At 45.3% G+C, this 14,734-nt stretch carries 25 protein-coding genes; 24 read left to right on the top strand and 1 reads right to left on the bottom strand.

Translation table 11 applies throughout. The features are described from left to right. From rplB to rplQ, 24 genes are all read left to right on the top strand, one after another. Positions 1-825 (top strand): 50S ribosomal protein L2, encoded by an 825-nt coding sequence (rplB, locus tag AABA11_RS15610; protein ID WP_265727226.1) that lies wholly within the window; start codon positions 1-3, stop codon positions 823-825. A gap of 15 nt (positions 826-840) precedes the next feature. Further along, positions 841-1,116, top strand: a complete 276-nt coding sequence (rpsS, locus tag AABA11_RS15605; protein WP_012071932.1) for a 30S ribosomal protein S19 — start codon at positions 841-843, stop codon at positions 1,114-1,116. Between the two features lie 14 nt (positions 1,117-1,130). Continuing rightward, a complete protein-coding gene (rplV, locus tag AABA11_RS15600) occupies positions 1,131-1,463 on the top strand; it encodes a 50S ribosomal protein L22 (RefSeq protein WP_110577367.1) in 333 nt (110 codons plus the stop codon). A 14-nt stretch (positions 1,464-1,477) separates the two neighbouring features. Next, positions 1,478-2,158 carry a 30S ribosomal protein S3 gene (gene rpsC / locus AABA11_RS15595; RefSeq protein WP_110577368.1) on the top strand — a complete coding sequence of 227 codons (681 nt, stop codon included), beginning with the start codon at positions 1,478-1,480 and terminating at the stop codon, positions 2,156-2,158. Positions 2,159-2,168: 10 nt separating this feature from the next. After that, the gene (gene rplP / locus AABA11_RS15590) at positions 2,169-2,582 is read left to right on the top strand and encodes a 50S ribosomal protein L16 (RefSeq protein ID WP_110577369.1); all 414 of its coding nucleotides are present in this window, start codon (positions 2,169-2,171) and stop codon (positions 2,580-2,582) included. Then, complete coding sequence (gene rpmC / locus AABA11_RS15585; RefSeq protein WP_110577370.1) at positions 2,583-2,774, top strand: 50S ribosomal protein L29; 192 nt, start codon at positions 2,583-2,585, stop codon at positions 2,772-2,774. It begins immediately after the preceding gene. Position 2,775: 1 nt separating this feature from the next. Further along, positions 2,776-3,036, top strand: coding sequence for a 30S ribosomal protein S17 (gene rpsQ, locus AABA11_RS15580; protein ID WP_110577371.1), 261 nt, complete (start codon positions 2,776-2,778; stop codon positions 3,034-3,036). Between the two features lie 51 nt (positions 3,037-3,087). Continuing rightward, positions 3,088-3,456: a 50S ribosomal protein L14 gene (gene rplN / locus AABA11_RS15575; protein ID WP_067020125.1), complete on the top strand. Its 369-nt coding sequence runs from the start codon at positions 3,088-3,090 to the stop codon at positions 3,454-3,456. 17 nt (positions 3,457-3,473) lie between these two features. Then, positions 3,474-3,791: a 50S ribosomal protein L24 gene (gene rplX, locus AABA11_RS15570; protein WP_317005395.1), complete on the top strand. Its 318-nt coding sequence runs from the start codon at positions 3,474-3,476 to the stop codon at positions 3,789-3,791. Between the two features lie 17 nt (positions 3,792-3,808). Next, positions 3,809-4,348: a 50S ribosomal protein L5 gene (gene rplE, locus AABA11_RS15565; protein ID WP_265727228.1), complete on the top strand. Its 540-nt coding sequence runs from the start codon at positions 3,809-3,811 to the stop codon at positions 4,346-4,348. Between the two features lie 12 nt (positions 4,349-4,360). Continuing rightward, positions 4,361-4,666 (top strand): 30S ribosomal protein S14, encoded by a 306-nt coding sequence (gene rpsN, locus AABA11_RS15560; RefSeq protein ID WP_226754447.1) that lies wholly within the window; start codon positions 4,361-4,363, stop codon positions 4,664-4,666. Positions 4,667-4,796: 130 nt separating this feature from the next. Continuing rightward, positions 4,797-5,189: a 30S ribosomal protein S8 gene (rpsH, locus tag AABA11_RS15555; RefSeq protein ID WP_265730349.1), complete on the top strand. Its 393-nt coding sequence runs from the start codon at positions 4,797-4,799 to the stop codon at positions 5,187-5,189. Positions 5,190-5,197: 8 nt separating this feature from the next. After that, complete coding sequence (gene rplF, locus AABA11_RS15550; RefSeq protein ID WP_265730348.1) at positions 5,198-5,731, top strand: 50S ribosomal protein L6; 534 nt, start codon at positions 5,198-5,200, stop codon at positions 5,729-5,731. A 10-nt stretch (positions 5,732-5,741) separates the two neighbouring features. Next, positions 5,742-6,092, top strand: a complete 351-nt coding sequence (gene rplR, locus AABA11_RS15545) for a 50S ribosomal protein L18 (RefSeq protein ID WP_265730347.1) — start codon at positions 5,742-5,744, stop codon at positions 6,090-6,092. A gap of 10 nt (positions 6,093-6,102) precedes the next feature. Further along, positions 6,103-6,603, top strand: coding sequence for a 30S ribosomal protein S5 (gene rpsE, locus AABA11_RS15540; RefSeq protein WP_265730346.1), 501 nt, complete (start codon positions 6,103-6,105; stop codon positions 6,601-6,603). A 6-nt stretch (positions 6,604-6,609) separates the two neighbouring features. Continuing rightward, a complete protein-coding gene (rpmD, locus tag AABA11_RS15535) occupies positions 6,610-6,795 on the top strand; it encodes a 50S ribosomal protein L30 (RefSeq protein ID WP_111608639.1) in 186 nt (61 codons plus the stop codon). A 1-nt stretch (position 6,796) separates the two neighbouring features. After that, positions 6,797-7,231 carry a 50S ribosomal protein L15 gene (rplO, locus tag AABA11_RS15530; RefSeq protein ID WP_111608640.1) on the top strand — a complete coding sequence of 145 codons (435 nt, stop codon included), beginning with the start codon at positions 6,797-6,799 and terminating at the stop codon, positions 7,229-7,231. Next, entirely contained in the window at positions 7,232-8,563 is a 1,332-nt protein-coding gene (gene secY / locus AABA11_RS15525) for a preprotein translocase subunit SecY (RefSeq protein ID WP_265730345.1), read from the top strand. It begins immediately after the preceding gene. Positions 8,564-8,582: 19 nt separating this feature from the next. Beyond that, complete coding sequence (gene rpmJ / locus AABA11_RS15520) at positions 8,583-8,696, top strand: 50S ribosomal protein L36 (RefSeq protein WP_110577380.1); 114 nt, start codon at positions 8,583-8,585, stop codon at positions 8,694-8,696. Positions 8,697-8,824: 128 nt separating this feature from the next. Continuing rightward, on the top strand, positions 8,825-9,181 hold the full coding sequence (gene rpsM, locus AABA11_RS15515) for a 30S ribosomal protein S13 (RefSeq protein WP_110577381.1): 357 nt from the start codon (positions 8,825-8,827) through the stop codon (positions 9,179-9,181). A gap of 64 nt (positions 9,182-9,245) precedes the next feature. After that, positions 9,246-9,638, top strand: coding sequence for a 30S ribosomal protein S11 (gene rpsK, locus AABA11_RS15510; protein ID WP_009836290.1), 393 nt, complete (start codon positions 9,246-9,248; stop codon positions 9,636-9,638). 16 nt (positions 9,639-9,654) lie between these two features. After that, positions 9,655-10,275: a 30S ribosomal protein S4 gene (rpsD, locus tag AABA11_RS15505; protein ID WP_265730344.1), complete on the top strand. Its 621-nt coding sequence runs from the start codon at positions 9,655-9,657 to the stop codon at positions 10,273-10,275. Positions 10,276-10,308: 33 nt separating this feature from the next. Then, complete coding sequence (locus tag AABA11_RS15500) at positions 10,309-11,313, top strand: DNA-directed RNA polymerase subunit alpha (RefSeq protein ID WP_265730343.1); 1,005 nt, start codon at positions 10,309-10,311, stop codon at positions 11,311-11,313. Between the two features lie 42 nt (positions 11,314-11,355). Then, complete coding sequence (rplQ, locus tag AABA11_RS15495; protein WP_110577384.1) at positions 11,356-11,733, top strand: 50S ribosomal protein L17; 378 nt, start codon at positions 11,356-11,358, stop codon at positions 11,731-11,733. A 144-nt stretch (positions 11,734-11,877) separates the two neighbouring features. Here rplQ and uvrA read toward each other — a convergent pair whose 3' ends face one another. After that, positions 11,878-14,700, bottom strand: coding sequence for an excinuclease ABC subunit UvrA (gene uvrA, locus AABA11_RS15490; RefSeq protein ID WP_338269309.1), 2,823 nt, complete (start codon positions 14,698-14,700; stop codon positions 11,878-11,880). Between the last annotated feature and the right edge of the window lie 34 nt (positions 14,701-14,734).

The following is a 14,734-nucleotide window of genomic DNA, read 5'->3' as shown; positions in this document are numbered from 1 at the left end:
ATGGCTGTTGTAAAAAGTAAGCCAACGTCTGCAGGCCGTCGTCACGTTGTTAAAGTTACTAACAACGATTTGCACAAAGGCGCACCATATGCACCTTTGCTTGATAAGAAAAGCAAATCAGGTGGACGTAACAATAACGGACGCATCACTACGCGTCACGTAGGTGGTGGTCATAAGCAGCATTATCGTATGGTAGATTTCCGTCGCAATAAAGATGGGATTCCTGCGGTAGTTGAGCGTTTGGAATATGATCCAAACCGTTCTGCAAATATTGCATTGATTAAATTTGCTGATGGTGAGCGTCGTTACATTATCGCTTCCAAAGGTATGGTTGCAGGCAATGTTGTTTTAAGTGGTGCAGATGCGCCTATCAAAGCGGGTAATACTTTGCCTCTGCAAAATATTCCAGTTGGTAGTACCGTACACTGTGTCGAGCTAAAGCCAGGTAAAGGTGCACAAGTTGCACGTTCTGCTGGTGCTTCTGCTCAGCTAGTTGCTCGTGAAGGTCGTTACGTAACGCTTCGCCTACGTTCAGGTGAAATGCGTAAAGTATTGACAGAATGTCGCGCTACTTTAGGTGAAGTATCAAACTCCGAGCACAGCTTGCGAGTTCTTGGTAAAGCTGGTGCTACGCGTTGGCGTGGTGTTCGTCCTACCGTTCGCGGTGCGGCGATGAACCCAGTGGATCACCCACATGGTGGTGGTGAAGGTCGTAGCAAAGGTGGTCGTCACCCAGTTACACCATGGGGTGTGCCTACTAAAGGTTACAAAACGCGCAGCAACAAGCGTACTGATAAACTTATTGTACGTCGCCGTACTAAGTAATAAGAGGAAACGACTGTGCCACGTTCACTAAAAAAAGGTCCTTTTATCGACCTTCATTTGTTGAAAAAGGTAGAGGCTGCGGTAGAGAAAAATGATCGTCGTCCAATTAAGACTTGGTCACGCCGTTCAACTATCTTCCCTGATTTTGTAGGGTTGACTATCGCTGTCCATAATGGTCGCCAGCATGTTCCAGTTCTAGTAACTGAAGATATGGTCGGTCATAAATTGGGTGAGTTCGCTCCGACCCGTACATATCGTGGTCATGCTGCGGACAAGAAAGCCAAACGGTAATAAGGGGTATTAACATGAGTGAAGTAAGCGCTTCATTGAAGGGTGCTCGCCTCTCAGCGCAGAAGGCCCGTTTGGTTGTAGATCAAATCCGCGGCAAATCTGTTAGCGAAGCACTGAACATTTTAACGTTCAGTCCTAAAAAGGCGGCAGTAATTGTCAAGAAAGTACTAGAGTCTGCTATTGCTAACGCTGAGCATAACGAAGGTGCTGATGTAGATGACTTGCGTGTGTCTACGGCTTACGTTGATGAGGCTATGACTCTGAAACGTATTATGCCACGTGCCAAAGGCCGTGCTGACCGTATTCTAAAACGCGGTTGCCATATCACAGTTAAAGTCGCTGACTAATTAGGAGAAACCCAATGGGTCAGAAGGTTCATCCAACTGGTATACGCCTAGGGATAGTTAAAGATCATACTTCTACTTGGTATGCGAATAATCAAAACTACTCTAAGCTGTTATTAAATGATCTTCAGGTTCGTGAGTACTTGGAGAAAAAATTGGTTCAGGCTTCTGTTTCTCGTATCGAGATTCAGCGTCCTGCTCAAACAGCTCGCATTACTATTCACACTGCCCGTCCAGGTATTGTGATTGGTAAGAAAGGCGAAGATGTTGAGAAACTACGTAATGCAGTTTCTGAAATGATGGGCGTACCTGTCCACATCAACATCGAAGAAATTCGTAAGCCTGAAATGGATGCGAAATTGGTTGCGCAAAACATTGCTAGCCAACTTGAGCGTCGTGTTATGTTCCGTCGTGCTATGAAGCGCGCAGTACAAAATGCTATGCGTGCAGGCGCGAAAGGTATCAAGGTTCAGGTAAGTGGTCGTTTGGGCGGTGCAGAAATTGCACGTGCTGAGTGGTACCGTGAAGGTCGTGTACCTCTACACACTCTACGCGCTGACATTGACTACGCTACTTATGAAGCAGCTACAACTTACGGCATCATTGGCGTAAAAGTGTGGATCTTCAAAGGCGAAATCTTGGGCGGTATTGAACAAGTGCGTGCTGATAAAGGCGCACAAAAGAAGAAGTCTAAGTAGGGGGTAAGTCATGTTACAACCGAAACGTACTAAGTTCCGCAAGATGCAGAAAGGCCGTAACCGCGGTCTTGCTCTTCGCGGAAACCAAGTTAGCTTTGGTGAATTCGGATTGAAGTCCACTGAACGTGGTCGTCTTACTGCTCGTCAAATTGAAGCGGCGCGTCGTGCAATGACTCGTCACATCAAACGTGGCGGTAAAATCTGGATTCGTGTGTTCCCTGATAAGCCGATTACCCAAAAGCCTCTTGAGGTTCGTCAGGGTAAAGGTAAGGGTAGCGTAGAATACTGGGTTGCACAGATTCAACCTGGAAAAATGCTTTATGAAGTTGAGGGTGTATCAGAACAGTTAGCTCGCGAAGCATTCGCGTTGGCTGCTGCTAAGCTTCCTCTGTCCACAACTTTCGTAACGCGTACGGTGATGTAGATGAAAGCAAAAGAACTGCAAGAAAAGTCTGTAGCTGAGCTACAAGCGACCTTGATTGAACTACTACGTGAGCAATTTACTCTGCGCATGCAGAAAGCCACTGGTCAGTTAGCGCAAACTCATTTGCTCTCGCAAGTTCGCCGCAATATCGCACGTGTTAAAACCGTGCTAAATGATAAGGCAGGTAACTAAGATGGCAGAAACAAAAGCGCGTACAGCTACTGGTAAAGTAGTTAGCGATAAGATGGATAAAACCATCACGGTACTAGTTGAGCGTACAGAGAAACACCCTTTATACGGTAAGTTCATCCGTCGTTCTACTAAACTACACGCTCACGATGAAAACAATGAGTGTCAGATCGGTGATACCGTTAAGGTCGTTGAAACACGTCCTTACTCTAAGTCTAAGACTTGGAATCTGGTTCAAGTTGTCGAGAAAGCAGCAGCTGTATAAGCTGCTCCTTCCTTCGTGAGACTTGTTATCTAATTTGATTGGAGAGCAGTAATGATTCAAACAGAATCGATGCTTGATGTAGCAGATAACAGCGGCGCAAAGCGTGTTCAGTGTATTAAAGTACTGGGTGGCTCACATCGTCGTTATGCTGCTATCGGTGACATCATTAAGGTCACAGTGAAAGAAGCGATCCCACGTGGTCGTGTTAAAAAAGGGCAGGTTCTAAACGCAGTTGTTGTTAGAACTAAGAAAGGTGTTCGTCGTTCTGATGGCTCAGTAATCCGTTTTGATGTAAACTCAGCGGTTCTATTGAATGCTTCAGGACAGCCTATTGGTACTCGTATCTTTGGCCCTGTAACACGTGAATTGCGTACTGAGCAGTTCATGAAAATTGTTTCTCTTGCACCTGAAGTGCTGTAAGAGGGAGAGGGGACATTATGCGCAAAATCAAACGTAACGACGAAGTTATCGTGATTGCTGGGAAAGACAAAGGCAAACGCGGTAAAGTTGTTAAGGTAGTAGACGAAAACCGAGTTCTTGTTTCTGGTATTAATACTGTTAAGAAACACGAAAAGCCAAACCCTATGAAGGGTTCAACTGGTGGTATCGTTGAACAAGAAGCACCTATCCAGGTTTCTAATGTAGCCATTTTTAACAATGCTACTGGTAAAGCGGATCGCGTCGGCTTTAAATTGAACGAAGACGGCACTAAAGTGCGTATCTTTAAATCAAATAGTGAAGCGATCGACGCCTAAGAGCGAGAATTATAGCCATGGCGAGACTTAAGCAAGTTTATAAAGATCAAGTGGTAGCAAAACTTACAGAAGAGTTTAGCTACCAGAACGTGATGGAAGTGCCGAAAATCACTAAAATCACACTAAATATGGGTGTTGGTGAAGCTATCGCAGACAAGAAACTTCTTGAGCATGCGGTAAACGATCTTGAAGCACTTAGCGGCCAAAAAGTTGTAGTGACTAAGGCGCGTAAATCTGTAGCAGGCTTTAAAATCCGTGACGGTTACCCGATCGGTTGTAAAGTAACGCTACGTGGTGAGCGTATGTGGGATTTCTTTGACCGTTTGGTTGATGTTGCTATTCCACGTATCCGTGACTTCCGAGGGCTTAATCCTAAGTCTTTCGACGGTCGTGGTAACTACAGCATGGGTGTTAAAGAGCAGATTATCTTCCCTGAAATCGATTACGATAAAGTGGATCGTGTACGTGGTATGGACATTACTATCACAACGACTGCTCGTACCGATGAAGAAGGTCGTGCTTTGTTAGCCGCCTTTAATTTCCCTTTCAAGAAATAAGAGGTAGGAATCATGGCTAAAATATCAATGATTCAACGCGAAGCAAAACGTACCAAATTAGTAGCAAAGTTCGCTGAAAAGCGTGCTGCTCTAAAGGCGATCATTAGCGACGTTAATGCATCGGACGATGAAAAGTGGGAAGCAACGCTTAAATTGCAAGCGCTTCCACGCGATTCATCTTCTTCACGCCAGCGTAACCGTTGCCAAGTTACAGGCCGTCCGCACGGTGTTTACCGTCGCTTCGGTTTGTCACGTATTAAGTTGCGTGAAGCAGCAATGCGCGGTGACGTACCAGGCTTGAAGAAAGCTAGTTGGTAAGCAAGTAGAGCGCGATCATAATACATGGCAGTGAGTGGGGTGTCTAAATACTGGACATTCTGCTCGCTGCTGTGTACTATGCGCGAGCTCTATTTGCTGCACAATGGTTTTTTAAATTAGGAGCTCTTAAATGAGTATGCAAGATACCCTTGCGGATATGTTTACACGTATTCGTAATGCACAGATGGCTGCTAAGACATCTGTGAGTATGCCTTCATCAAAAATGAAAGCATCGATTGCTGCTGTACTACGCGAAGAAGGTTACGTAGGTGACTTTTCTGTAGATGAAGCAGTAAAACCAACACTTACTATCGAGTTGAAATACTACGAAGGTAAGCCTGTTATCGAACAAATCAAACGCGCATCTCGCCCAAGTTTGCGTCAATACAAAGGCACTGCATCTCTACCTAAAGTAGAAGCAGGTCTTGGTGTTGCAATCATCTCAACCTCTAAAGGTGTGATGACAGACCGTGCAGCTCGTGCTGCTGGTATCGGTGGCGAAGTAATCTGCACAGTATTCTAGGAGTTAGTATGTCTCGAGTTGCTAATAGTCCCGTGACGCTTCCTAGTGGTGTAGATTTGACTCTAAATGGACAGGCCGTAGTTGTTAAAGGCGGTAAAGGTTCTTTAGAGTTTAATGTTCACGCAAGCGTACAAGTGTCTAAAGAAGAAAATGTTATTACCTTCGCTGCGCGCGATGGTGCAAAACAAAGCCGTGCCTTAGCTGGTACAACTCGTGCTTTGATTAACAACATGGTTGTTGGTGTTAGTCAGGGTTTTGAGAAAAGATTGTTTCTTCAAGGTGTTGGTTACCGTGCTGCGCTTAAAGGCAATGTACTTAACCTGTCTCTGGGTTTCTCTCACCCAGTAGATTACGAATTACCTGAAGGCGTAACAGCTGAATGTGCTTCTCAAACAGAAATCGTGATCCGTGGTATTGATAAACAAGCCGTTGGTCAGGTTGCTGCAGAAGTTCGCGGTTTCCGTCCACCAGAGCCGTACAAAGGCAAGGGTGTTCGCTATTCAGACGAAGTAATTCGTCGTAAAGAAGCTAAGAAGAAGTAGGTAGGCATTCATGAACACTAAAAAACAATCTCGGATTCGTCGTGCACGTCGTGCTCGTTTGCATATTCGTGACTTAGGTGCGAATCGTCTTACTGTACATCGCACACCACGCCATATGTATGCTCAAGTGATTTCTCCTTGTGGAAGTAAAGTGCTAGCTAGCGCTTCTACACTTGAAGAAGCTCTTCGTGGCACAGCGACAGGTAACAAAGCAGCCGCTAAAGAAGTGGGTACTTTGATTGCTGCACGCGCTAAAGAAGCAGGTGTCACTACGGTCGCTTTTGACCGTTCTGGTTTCAAATACCATGGCCGCGTTCAGGTTCTTGCTGACGCAGCACGTGAAGCCGGTCTAGAGTTCTAAGGGGTAGCAAATGGCAGTTAATGATCAACAAACTAGCGACCTCCAAGAGAAGCTAGTTCAAGTAAACCGCGTTGCTAAAGTTGTAAAGGGTGGTCGTATCTTCTCTTTCACAGCTTTGACGGTCGTTGGTGATGGAAACGGAAAAGTAGGCTTCGGCCGTGGTAAAGCACGTGAAGTTCCTCAAGCTATTCAAAAAGCGATGGAACAAGCGCGTCGTAACATGGTTACTGTGAAGCTTGATGGCGATACTCTTCAGTATCCTGTTAAAGCAAACCACGGTGCATCTAATGTTTACATGCAGCCTGCTTCTCAAGGTACAGGTATCATTGCCGGTGGTGCGATGCGTGCGGTTCTAGAAATCGCTGGCGTTCACAACGTATTGGCTAAATGTTACGGTTCTACAAACCCAGTAAACGTAGTTCGCGCTACGATCAAAGGTTTGCAGGATATGAAAGCACCTGAACAAATCGCGGCAAAACGCGGTAAGTCAGTCGATCAAATTTTGGGGTAATGTGTCATGGCGAATAATACCATCACAGTTCAACTAACCCGCAGCCCGATCGGTCGTCTTCCAAAGCACCGTGAAACTGTTAAAGGCTTGGGTTTGCGTAAAGTTGGCCAAACACGTCAGTTGGAAGATACTCCTTCTGTACGCGGCATGGTTAATAAAGTTTATTATATGGTTAAAGTGGTAGGAGAATAACATGTTCTTAAATACACTTCGTCCTGGCGAAGGTAGCAAGCATGCTCCTAAACGTGTTGGTCGCGGCATTGGTAGCGGCTTGGGTAAAACTGGCGGACGTGGCCATAAAGGTCTTAAGTCTCGTTCCGGTGGCTCAGTAAAACCTGGTTTTGAAGGTGGTCAAATGCCTTTGCAGCGTCGTCTGCCAAAATTCGGTTTTACTTCACGTCAGGCAAAGTATGTTGCTGAAGTTCGTTTAAACGAACTTGCTGCTGTAAATGCTGAAGTTGTAGATTTGGCTGCTTTGAAAGGCGCCGACATTCTTGGTCATCAAATTAAAACTGCACGCGTAATTTTGTCAGGTTCTATCGACAAAGCTGTTACCGTTCGTGGTCTTAAAGTGACTAAAGGTGCTCGTGCTGCTATCGAAGCTGCTGGCGGAAAAGTCGAGGAATAAATGGCAAAGCGTGGCTCACTACCTGCTGGAATGCAAAACGGACTAAGCGAGCTTTGGTCTCGTATCCGTTTCGTGTTTATAGCGATTATTGTATATCGAATTGGTGCACACATTCCTGTTCCGGGTATTAACCCGGATAGATTGTCTGCCCTGTTTGATCAAAATGAAGGCACTATTCTGAGTTTATTTAATGTATTCTCAGGGGGCGCGCTTGAGCGCATGAGTATTTTTGCGCTTGGGATTTTGCCCTATATTTCTGCCTCTATCATTATGCAGTTATTGACGGTTGTGAGTCCGCAGCTAGAGCAGTTAAAGAAAGAGGGTGAGGCTGGTCGTCGCAAGATTACTCAGTACACCCGTTACGGTACTGTTTTGCTTGCGCTTGTTCAGTCAGCCAGTATGGCTGTTGGCTTGGCAAGTCAAGGGATTTCATTTAGTAGTGGTATTGAATTTTATGCCGTTGCTGTTGTTACTCTTGTTGCTGGTACTGTTTTCTTGATGTGGTTAGGTGAGCAGGTAACGGAGAAAGGTATTGGTAATGGTATTTCCATTCTTATCTTTGCTGGTATCGTTGCTGGTCTGCCTTCTGCTTTAGGTCGTTCGTTTGAGTCGGCTCGTCAAGGCGATATCAATATTTTAGCTTTGTTGTTGATTGGTATATTGGCCATTGCGACGATTGCGTTTGTTGTTTTCATCGAACGTGGTCAACGTCGTATAACGGTTAACTACGCCAAGCGTCAACAAGGTAAAAAAGTATTTGCTGCACAAAAGAGTCATTTGCCACTTAAAGTGAATATGGCTGGTGTAATTCCACCTATATTTGCTTCAAGTATCCTTTTGTTTCCTGCTTCGATCGGACAGTGGTTTGGTCAAGGTGAGGGGATGGAATGGTTGCAGAATATCTCTTTGGCTCTAGCTCCTGGGCAACCGCTCTATGTGCTGTTGTTTGCGATAGCAATCGTTTTCTTTTGCTTCTTCTATACGGCGCTAGTGTTCAACCCTAAAGATGTGGCAGATAACTTGAAAAAATCCGGTGCTTTTTTGCCGGGTATTCGTCCAGGCGATCATACAGCTCGATATATTGATGGTGTAATGACTCGTTTGACATTGTTTGGTGCTTTGTACATCACTCTAGTGTCTCTGATGCCTCAGTTCTTTGTTGTTGCGTGGAATGTTCCATTCTACTTTGGCGGTACTTCTATGTTGATCGTAGTGGTAGTTGTCATGGACTTTATGTCGCAAGTGCAAAGTCATTTGATGAGTCAGCAATACGAGTCGTTAATGAAGAAATCTAATCTGACTGGTTATGGTCCAAATGGCCTAATGCGTTAAGCGTAGGTTGGAGTTGAACATGAAAGTACGTGCATCTGTAAAGAAAATCTGTCGTAACTGTAAAATCGTTCGTCGTAACGGTTCAGTTCGAGTGATTTGCATTGAGCCTCGTCACAAACAGCGTCAAGGTTAATTGCGAGTTTGCTCGATGATAGGTAAGGGTGGTTGATTTATGTCCTAAAGATAGGCATAATCAGCCGCCCTCATGAAAGTAAAGTGATGAATTAACATTTAATCATCAATAACAACGGAGTAAAGTGAATGGCTCGTATAGCCGGTGTCAATATTCCTGACAATAAACATGCGGTCATTTCTCTGACTTACATCTTCGGAATTGGTCGCACTCGTTCACGCGCTATTTGCGCTGCTACAGGTGTTGCAGAAACTGCGAAAATCGGTTCATTAAGTGATGAAATCCTTGATGAACTTCGTGGCGAAGTTGCTAAGTATACTGTAGAGGGTGACTTACGTCGTGAAGTCAGTATGTCTATCAAACGTTTGATGGACTTGGGTTGCAACCGCGGGATTCGTCATCGCCGCAGCCTACCAGTTCGTGGTCAACGTACCAAAACGAACGCCCGTACACGAAAAGGCCCTCGTAAGCCAATTCGTAAGTAATTTAAACGCGTTTCGCTCTAGCCACAAGTTTGCTAGAGCTGAGCATTAAATAGGAAAGTGCAATATGGCTAAGCCAGCTACGCGCAACACCAAGAAAAAAGTCAAAAAGACGGTTGTCGACGGTGTTGCTCATGTACACGCGTCATTTAACAATACGATCGTGACTATCACTGACCGTCAAGGCAACGCTTTGTCTTGGGCTACTGCCGGTGGTTCTGGTTTTCGCGGATCTCGTAAAAGTACTCCTTTCGCAGCTCAGGTAGCCGCGGAACGTGCCGGTGCTGTCGCACAAGAGTTCGGCCTTAAAAACGTTGACGTAATGATCAAGGGCCCTGGTCCTGGTCGTGAGTCCGCAGTTCGTGCATTGAATGCATTGGGCTTGCGTATCAATAACATCACAGATGTGACGCCAATCCCGCACAACGGTTGCCGTCCACCTAAGAAACGTCGCGTTTAATTGAGGAGACAGATACATGGCTCGTTATATAGGTCCAACTTGTAAGTTGTCTCGTCGTGAAGGTACCGACTTGCAATTGAAGAGCGGTTCACGCGCTCTTGAGTCGAAATGTAAAGTAGAAACCGTTCCTGGTGTGCATGGCGCACGTCGCGGACGTCTATCTGATTACGGCTTGCAGTTACGTGAGAAACAAAAAGTACGTCGTATGTACGGCGTTCTTGAAAAGCAATTTCGTAATTACTACAAATCTGCTGCTCGTCTAAAAGGTGCTACAGGTGAAAACCTTCTTCAACTTTTAGAATCACGTTTAGATAACGTTGTATACCGCGCAGGTTTTGGTTCTACACGTGCGGAAGCTCGTCAACTAGTTGGCCATAAAGGTATTCTAGTAAATGGCGCTACGGTTAACATCCCGTCTTACCAAGTTAAAGCTGGTGACGTAGTGTCAATCCGTGAAAAAGCTAAGAAGCAATTGCGTGTACAAAGCGCACTAGAGCTATCTAAAAATCGTGCACCGATCCACTGGATCGAAGTTGATTCAACTAAATTGGAAGCAACTTACAAAGCTGCTCCAGAGCGTGCCGATTTATCAGCTGAAATTAATGAGAACCTAATTGTCGAACTTTACTCTAAGTAAGTCGGTGATTAGGATTAAGAAATAGGTGGATCTATGCAGCGTTCAGTGAGCGAATTGTTAACCCCACGCAACATTGAAGTTCAGGAATTAGGCAATACTCGCGCTAAAGTTACACTGCAACCGCTAGAACGTGGTTTTGGTCATACTTTGGGTAACGCGTTGCGTCGTATTCTTTTGTCTTCAATGCCAGGTTGTGCGATTGTTGAAGTCGAAATCGACGGTGTATTACACGAATACAGCGCAATCGAAGGGGTTAAAGAAGATGTAATTGAAATTCTTCTTAACCTGAAAGGAGTTGCGATCGCTCTACACGGGCAAGATGAGGCAACTCTTACTCTAAGTAAAAAAGGTCCTGGTATCGTAACAGCTGGAGATATCCAGTTGGTTGCTGATGCAGAGATCGCTAACCCTGATCATATCATTGCGCACTTAGATGACACTGCAGAGTTAACTATGCAGATCAAAGTCGCACGTGGTCGTGGTTATGAGCCTGCTGATGCTCGTGTTGCTGGCGACGATGAGACTCGTCCAATTGGTCGCTTGCAGCTGGATGCCTCATTCAGCCCTGTTCGTCGTGTGGCTTACAGCGTCGATAATGCTCGTGTAGAGCAACGTACAGATTTGGATAAGTTAGTCTTAGACATCGAATCCAATGGTACGATCGATCCTGAAGAAGCAATACGTCGCGCAGCGACTATTCTACAACAACAAATTGCTGTGTTCGTTGCCCTTGAAAGCGAGAGCGAAGCGCCTGTTGTAGAAGAAGAGGATGAGATTGATCCAATTTTGCTACGCCCGGTTGATGATCTTGAATTGACCGTTCGCAGTGCTAACTGTTTGAAAGCAGAGAACATTTATTACATCGGTGATTTGATTCAACGTACTGAGGTTGAGCTTCTTAAGACGCCTAACCTAGGTAAGAAGTCGTTAACTGAAATCAAAGATGTTTTAGCACAGCGTGGTTTGTCTTTGGGAATGCGTTTAGAGAACTGGCCACCAGCTAGTTTGAAAGACGATAGCAAAGTTCTAGCTCGCTAGGTCATTGTTCCCTGACCACCGTAGTTTGGTAAGGAATGTATAATGCGTCATCGTAAGAGTGGACGTCACTTAAACCGTACTAGCTCACATCGTAAAGCGATGTTTAAAAATATGGCTGCTTCTTTGTTCGAACACGAAGTTATTAAAACTACGTTGCCGAAAGCTAAAGAACTACGTCGTGTTGCTGAGCCGTTAATCACATTGGCGAAAGTTGATTCTGTTGCGAATCGTCGCCTTGCCTTTGCTCGTACTCGTAGCAAAGATGCAGTAGGTAAATTGTTCTCTGAACTTGGTCCTCGTTACCAAGCTCGTCCTGGCGGTTATGTTCGCATTTTAAAATGTGGCTTCCGTGCGGGTGACAATGCGCCTATGGCTTATGTTGAATTGGTCGATCGTCCAGTTGCAGAAGCCGCTGAGTAACATCAGTTTGTAATAAAAAAGCCGAGCTATTAGCTCGGCTTTTTTTTGCCTAATAATTTATATGGATGTTTAAGCAAAAATGCCGAATCAGTTCTGACTAATTCGGCATTTGTATTTTCATTGATCAGTTAATTCATCGATCCGTTACTTTAGCATTTGTTTCAAGAATCTACCTGTGTGAGATACATCTGCTTGAGCAATCGTTTCAGGTGTGCCTTCTGCAATGATGTACCCACCACCACTTCCACCTTCGGGTCCTAGGTCTACGATCCAGTCTGCGGTTTTGATGACATCAAGATTGTGTTCAATCACCACCACGGTGTTGCCGTGATCACGCAGTCTATGCAGTACTTTTAATAGCTGCTCGATATCAGCAAAGTGCAAGCCTGTCGTCGGTTCGTCTAAGATGTAGAGTGTGGTTCCGGTGTCGCGTTTTGACAGCTCTTTTGCGAGTTTAACGCGTTGTGCTTCGCCGCCCGACAGTGTTGTTGCTGCCTGCCCTAGACGAATGTAGCCTAGTCCCACATCGATAAGTGTTTGCAGTTTTCTGGCGATAGAAGGAACCGGGTCAAAGAACTCGCGAGCATCCTCAATGGTCATTTCCAAACACTCGTGAATATTTTTGCCTTTGTAATGAATTTCTAAGGTCTCACGATTGTATCGTTTGCCTTTACAAGTATCACATGGCACATACACATCAGGTAAAAAGTGCATTTCAACTTTGATCACGCCATCGCCTTGGCAGGCTTCACAGCGACCACCTTTGACGTTAAAACTGAATCGTCCTGGCTTATAGCCGCGTGAGCGTGATTCTTGTGTGGCCGAAAATAATTCCCTCATGGGGGTGAAAATACCGGTGTAGGTGGCAGGGTTGGATCTGGGTGTGCGCCCGATAGGGCTCTGGTCAATGTCGACACATTTATCGAATAAATCCAAACCCTCAATTCGCTCATGGGGCGCCGCTTTTAGAGTGGTTGCACCATTAAGCGCTGTCGCCGCAAGTGGGTATAATGTGCCGTTAATTAACGTCGATTTTCCTGAGCCAGAAACACCGGTTATGCAGGTCATTACACCAACAGGAATCTTCAGGTCTACGGTGTTTAGGTTATTACCTGTTGCGCCTATAAGGTTTAGGTATTTTTCATCTTTAGCGGGATGGCGAATGGTAGGTATGTCAATTTTACGTTTGCCGGTTAAATACTGTCCTGTAACGGATTCAGGGCACGCCATTATGTCCTGTGGGGTGCCGCTCGCAATGATTTGACCGCCGTGAACACCTGCTCCGGGCCCAATATCAACCACAAAGTCTGCGATGCGAATGGCATCTTCATCATGTTCTACCACAATAACAGTGTTGCCTAAGTCTCTGAGTCTTGTCAGTGTGGCGATGAGCCTTTCATTGTCACGTTGGTGTAGACCAATTGAGGGTTCATCAAGGATGTACATCACTCCAACGAGCCCTGCACCAATTTGGCTGGCAAGTCTTATTCGTTGTGCCTCACCGCCCGATAGGGAGTCGGCCTTACGATCCAGTGTGAGGTATTCAAGACCCACGTTCACTAGGAAAGTTAATCGATCACGTATCTCTTTTAATATTTTTGACGCGATTTCACCGCGGGCTCCGGGTAATTCAAGGGCCTCAAAATAGTTTAAGCACTCTACGATTGGGTAGGTAACAACTTCAGGTAGCGTTTGATCGGCAATGAAGACATTTCGGGCTGATCGATTCAGTCGTGAGCCTTTGCAGTCAGGGCATGGCTGTATGCTAATGTATTGTGACAAATCATCCCGCACGCTGTCGGATTCGGTTTCATGATAACGACGTTGTAAATTAGGAATGACCCCCTCGAACGCATGTGATCGGGTCATTTTATCGCCACGTTCGTTGATATAAACGAAATCTATTTTGTCTTTGCCAGAGCCTTGTAAAATGCGTTTTTTGAATTCACTTGGAATGTCTTTGTACTTTGAGTCGATGTCAAATTCATAATGCTTGGCGAGAGCGCTTAGCTGTTGGTAATAAAAAATACTGCGTCGCCCCCAGCCACGAATAGCGCCTTCCGCAAGGGTCAGTGTTTCATCTTGGATAATGCGCTCTGGGTCAAACATTTGATGCGTACCCAGCCCGTCGCACGTCTGGCAAGCGCCATTGGGGTTGTTGAATGAGAAGAGTCGAGGTTCTAGCTCAGTTAAGCTGTAGCCGCACACAGGGCAGGCAAACTTACTAGAGAAGATATACTCTTCATTCTCGTCATCCATATTGATGGCTTTAGCAATACCATCTGATAGTCCAAGGCAGGTTTCAAAGGACTCAGCTAAGCGTAGCTGTAAATCAGGACGTACTTTGAAGCGATCGATGACCACTTCAATGGTGTGCTTTTTGTTTTTTTCCAGTGTCGGCGCATCATCTAAATCCACAACAATGCCATCAATCCGTGCGCGAATAAAACCTTTAGAAAGTAAGTCGCTAATCGTGTGTAAATGCTCACCTTTACGGTCTTTAACGATGGGAGCAAGCAGCATCATTTTGGTTTCTTCTGGGAGCGAGATCACTTTATCAACCATTTGTGATATGGTTTGCGCCTCTAATGGCTCGCCATGATCTGGGCAACGAGGTTGTCCTGCACGAGCAAATAACAATCGTAGATAATCGTATATTTCTGTTATTGTACCAACGGTTGATCTCGGGTTGTGAGAGGTAGATTTCTGTTCGATGGAGATGGCTGGAGAGAGACCTTCGATGTGATCGATGTCGGGTTTTTCCATCATAGACAAAAATTGTCTAGCGTAAGTTGAAAGAGATTCTACGTAACGACGTTGGCCTTCTGCGTATAATGTATCAAAAGCAAGAGAGGATTTACCTGAGCCGGATAGGCCAGTTATCACCACAAGTTTGTCTCTTGGGATGTCTAGGTCCACATTTTTTAGATTGTGAGTTCGGGCCCCGCGTATGGTAATGGTATCCATGAGTCTCCAGTGTGAAGTTGATCAACAGAAAGAA

Source organism: Marinomonas pontica (assembly GCF_036322735.1).
In the GTDB taxonomy this organism is placed as follows: Bacteria; Pseudomonadota; Gammaproteobacteria; order Pseudomonadales; family Marinomonadaceae; genus Marinomonas; species Marinomonas pontica.
Note: the sequence above shows the minus strand (reverse complement) of the source record. Positions and strands in the feature narration are given on the sequence as shown.

Bases quoted from the DNA above. Each gene is read 5' to 3' on its own strand.
- rplB (WP_265727226.1), top strand. From the start codon at position 1: ATGGCTGTTGTAAAAAGTAAGCCAACGTCTGCAGGCCGTCGTCACGTT.
- rplV (WP_110577367.1), top strand. From the start codon at position 1,131: ATGAGTGAAGTAAGCGCTTCATTGAAGGGTGCTCGCCTCTCAGCGCAG.
- rpsC (WP_110577368.1), top strand. From the start codon at position 1,478: ATGGGTCAGAAGGTTCATCCAACTGGTATACGCCTAGGGATAGTTAAA.
- rplP (WP_110577369.1), top strand. From the start codon at position 2,169: ATGTTACAACCGAAACGTACTAAGTTCCGCAAGATGCAGAAAGGCCGT.
- rpmC (WP_110577370.1), top strand. From the start codon at position 2,583: ATGAAAGCAAAAGAACTGCAAGAAAAGTCTGTAGCTGAGCTACAAGCG.
- rpsQ (WP_110577371.1), top strand. From the start codon at position 2,776: ATGGCAGAAACAAAAGCGCGTACAGCTACTGGTAAAGTAGTTAGCGAT.
- rplN (WP_067020125.1), top strand. From the start codon at position 3,088: ATGATTCAAACAGAATCGATGCTTGATGTAGCAGATAACAGCGGCGCA.
- rplX (WP_317005395.1), top strand. From the start codon at position 3,474: ATGCGCAAAATCAAACGTAACGACGAAGTTATCGTGATTGCTGGGAAA.
- rplE (WP_265727228.1), top strand. From the start codon at position 3,809: ATGGCGAGACTTAAGCAAGTTTATAAAGATCAAGTGGTAGCAAAACTT.
- rpsN (WP_226754447.1), top strand. From the start codon at position 4,361: ATGGCTAAAATATCAATGATTCAACGCGAAGCAAAACGTACCAAATTA.
- rpsH (WP_265730349.1), top strand. From the start codon at position 4,797: ATGAGTATGCAAGATACCCTTGCGGATATGTTTACACGTATTCGTAAT.
- rplF (WP_265730348.1), top strand. From the start codon at position 5,198: ATGTCTCGAGTTGCTAATAGTCCCGTGACGCTTCCTAGTGGTGTAGAT.
- rplR (WP_265730347.1), top strand. From the start codon at position 5,742: ATGAACACTAAAAAACAATCTCGGATTCGTCGTGCACGTCGTGCTCGT.
- rpsE (WP_265730346.1), top strand. From the start codon at position 6,103: ATGGCAGTTAATGATCAACAAACTAGCGACCTCCAAGAGAAGCTAGTT.
- rpmD (WP_111608639.1), top strand. From the start codon at position 6,610: ATGGCGAATAATACCATCACAGTTCAACTAACCCGCAGCCCGATCGGT.
- rplO (WP_111608640.1), top strand. From the start codon at position 6,797: ATGTTCTTAAATACACTTCGTCCTGGCGAAGGTAGCAAGCATGCTCCT.
- secY (WP_265730345.1), top strand. From the start codon at position 7,232: ATGGCAAAGCGTGGCTCACTACCTGCTGGAATGCAAAACGGACTAAGC.
- rpmJ (WP_110577380.1), top strand. From the start codon at position 8,583: ATGAAAGTACGTGCATCTGTAAAGAAAATCTGTCGTAACTGTAAAATC.
- rpsM (WP_110577381.1), top strand. From the start codon at position 8,825: ATGGCTCGTATAGCCGGTGTCAATATTCCTGACAATAAACATGCGGTC.
- rpsK (WP_009836290.1), top strand. From the start codon at position 9,246: ATGGCTAAGCCAGCTACGCGCAACACCAAGAAAAAAGTCAAAAAGACG.
- rpsD (WP_265730344.1), top strand. From the start codon at position 9,655: ATGGCTCGTTATATAGGTCCAACTTGTAAGTTGTCTCGTCGTGAAGGT.
- AABA11_RS15500 (WP_265730343.1), top strand. From the start codon at position 10,309: ATGCAGCGTTCAGTGAGCGAATTGTTAACCCCACGCAACATTGAAGTT.
- rplQ (WP_110577384.1), top strand. From the start codon at position 11,356: ATGCGTCATCGTAAGAGTGGACGTCACTTAAACCGTACTAGCTCACAT.
- uvrA (WP_338269309.1), bottom strand. From the start codon at position 14,700: ATGGATACCATTACCATACGCGGGGCCCGAACTCACAATCTAAAAAAT.